The organism is Mycobacterium sp. (assembly GCF_032161845.1).
Lineage (GTDB): Bacteria > Actinomycetota > Actinomycetes > Mycobacteriales > Mycobacteriaceae > Mycobacterium.
This window is the reverse complement of record NZ_JAVRQA010000277.1, coordinates 1-2,588: the sequence shown is the minus strand read 5'-3', so window position 1 is coordinate 2,588 and position 2,588 is coordinate 1. Positions and strand designations below refer to the sequence as shown.

At 62.2% G+C, this 2,588-nt stretch carries 2 protein-coding genes and 1 pseudogene; all 3 read left to right on the top strand.

The window, feature by feature from the left end; genetic code table 11:
- The first annotated feature begins 138 nt into the window (after window positions 1-138).
- The gene (locus QOD90_RS15325; protein WP_526351124.1) at window positions 139-1,464 is read left to right on the top strand and encodes a cytochrome P450; all 1,326 of its coding nucleotides are present in this window, start codon (window positions 139-141) and stop codon (window positions 1,462-1,464) included.
- A gap of 190 nt (window positions 1,465-1,654) precedes the next feature.
- Window positions 1,655-2,275 (top strand): Rv1363c family protein, encoded by a 621-nt coding sequence (locus tag QOD90_RS15320; protein WP_526351122.1) that lies wholly within the window; start codon window positions 1,655-1,657, stop codon window positions 2,273-2,275.
- Window positions 2,272-2,588: pseudogene (locus QOD90_RS15315) on the top strand (hypothetical protein); the annotation flags it as partial. The gene QOD90_RS15320 and the pseudogene QOD90_RS15315, both read left to right, overlap by 4 nt.

Sequence of the window (2,588 nt, the reverse complement as noted above, 5' to 3'; positions counted from 1 at the left end):
GGCATCAAGGCCAGTGGGCTCGGCCGTGAGTTGGGGCCAGAAGCGCTCTCGGCATATCTCACGCAGAAGTCGATCTACCTCTGATCTTCATCACAACCCTCAGTTCGTAGCACTGAATCATCAAGGGAGCGAGGACATATGACGTCCACTCAGGCACCGACCGAGACAGCAGTCCCGGATTCCGTGGCGAAGCAGATCATTCTTGCCGAGGGCCACCGAGACGAGCTGGCGCTCTTCGAGGCCTATCGATGGCTTCGGGAGAACAACCCGCTGGGCATCGCCTACGTCGAGGGCTTCGACCCCATATATCTGGTCAGCAAGCACGCCGACATCATGGAGATCGAACGGCAGCCCGAGATCTTCACCAACGGCGGCGGCGACAATCCCGGCTCGGAGAATCCGATCCTGACCAATAGGGCCGGTGACGAGTTCACCAAGTCGCTCACTGGTGGCAGCGTGCGGATCATGGACATGCTGCCGTGGATGGACCCACCAGAGCACAGCCTGGTCAAGGACATCGCGCTGGACTGGTTCCGGCCGAATAACCTGAAGAAGTGGGAAGCCCCGATCCGGGAGCTGGCCCGCGAGGCGGTCGGCAAGCTGCTGCAGACCGATGGCAGCGTCGATTTCGTGAAGGACTTCGCGATGCACTACCCGTTGCACGTCGTGATGAGTCTGTTCGGGGTGCCGGAATCCGACGAGCCACGGATGATGTCGCTCAGCCAGGACCTGTTCGGGACCGAGGACCCCGATGCGATTCGGGACGACGTCGAGCCCGTGTCACCTGCCGCGGCCGCGCAGCAGTGGGCGGCAGTCGTTCAGGACTTCTACGCGTATTTCGACGTGCTGCTGCAGGACCGGCGGGCCAATCCACGCGACGATCTGGCGACGATCATCGCCAACGCGCGGACCGCCGGGGGCGAGTTCCATCCGCCGGAGATCGCCTACGGATACTTCGTCGCCATCGCCACTGCGGGTCACGACACCACCACTTCGACCCTCGCCGGTGGAATGCACGTGTTGGCGCAGAACCCAGAACTGTTGCGCCGCATCCAGAATGACCTCTCGTTGGCGCCGGCATTCATCAACGAGTCGCTGCGCTGGGCTTCTCCGGTCAAGCACTTCATGCGTACCGCCCTTGCGCCCTACACGCTGCGCGGTCGGGAAATCAAGGTCGGCGACCGCTTCATGCTGTTGTACCAGTCCGGCAACCGTGACGCCGACGTGTTCGATGAGCCCGATGTCTTCAACATCGATCGACATCCCAACAAGCACATCGCCTTTGGCTATGGTCCGCACATGTGCATCGGGATGCATCTAGCGAAGCAGGAGCTCCGGATTATGACTGAGGAGCTTCTACCCAAGATCGTGTCGATTGAACTGACCGGCCCTACCAAGGTGATTCAGACGGCCTTCGTCGGAGGTTTGAAGAACATGCCCGTCAGGATCACGTTCGCGGACTAGTAGCCGTCGCCGACGTGTCCGACCAGTGGACGGTCAAACTGTCGTAGTTGAGTGCGGGTGCATTCTCGCGCAAGCGCTTCGACTCCGAGACTCTCCCGTTGCGAGGCAAATCCACCACCTCGGGGAGATGTCTTGCCCGTCCCAGCGGAGCAACCTGGCTACCAGGAGAGCTAGTCCCCAAGGAGGGCGTGTGCAGACGAACATCTTGGTCCCGTCGGGACTCGAAGAGGCGCTCGACGCCGACGGCAGCGTCGTCGACGAGGCCGCCGTTGACGAGTCCGCCGTCGAGCCTGCGCCACGAGTGCCGCGACTACGGTGGATCCCTCGTGATGCGACGACGCTGGGCCTGCTGGCGAGTGCGCTGTGCGTATGCGTATTGGCCGGGTTGGTGAGCTGGCTGGGCGTCACGGCCTACCACTCACGTGCCACCCAGCAGCAACGACAACTGTTCTTGCAGGCCGGTCGCCAAGGAGCGCTAGACCTCGCGACCATCCGCTACACCGACGTCGACGCGGATGTACAACGAGTCCTTGATGCGTCGACGGGCAAGTTTTACGACGAATTCAAGTCACACACTGCGGATTTCGCCACTGCCGTCCGCCAGGCCAAGTCCAGTAGCACGGGCACGGTGTCAGAGGCCGGGATCGAATCCGTCGATGGCGACACTGCTCGGGTGCTGGTGTCGATGGCGGTACGAACCGCGACTGTCCAAGCTCAGGACCAAGAACCCCGCCACTGGCGAATGAGGATGACGGTGAAGAAGGTCGATCAGTCTTTACCCAAGGTCGTTGACGTGGAGTTCGTGCCGTGAGATCGCTGATGCGGAGTGGCCCGAACTTCAAGGATGACGTTGACATCGACGACGAGACGCTCGACGACGAGCGCGATGTCGGCGAACCACAGGACCAGCCGCAGGTATCCACGGTATCTCTGAGCTCAAAGGCGCAGCGCGGCAAAAGGTTCCTTACATTGATTCTGCTCCCGGCGGTGGCGCTGGTCTTGGCCGTCGGAGCCGGGACGCTGAAATGGCAGGGGAGCACGGTTGCCGCCGATCCGTCGCAGGTGGCTGATTCGGTACGCGCAGCAAGCGACGGGGCGGTCGCGATCCTGTCCTACCGCCCCGA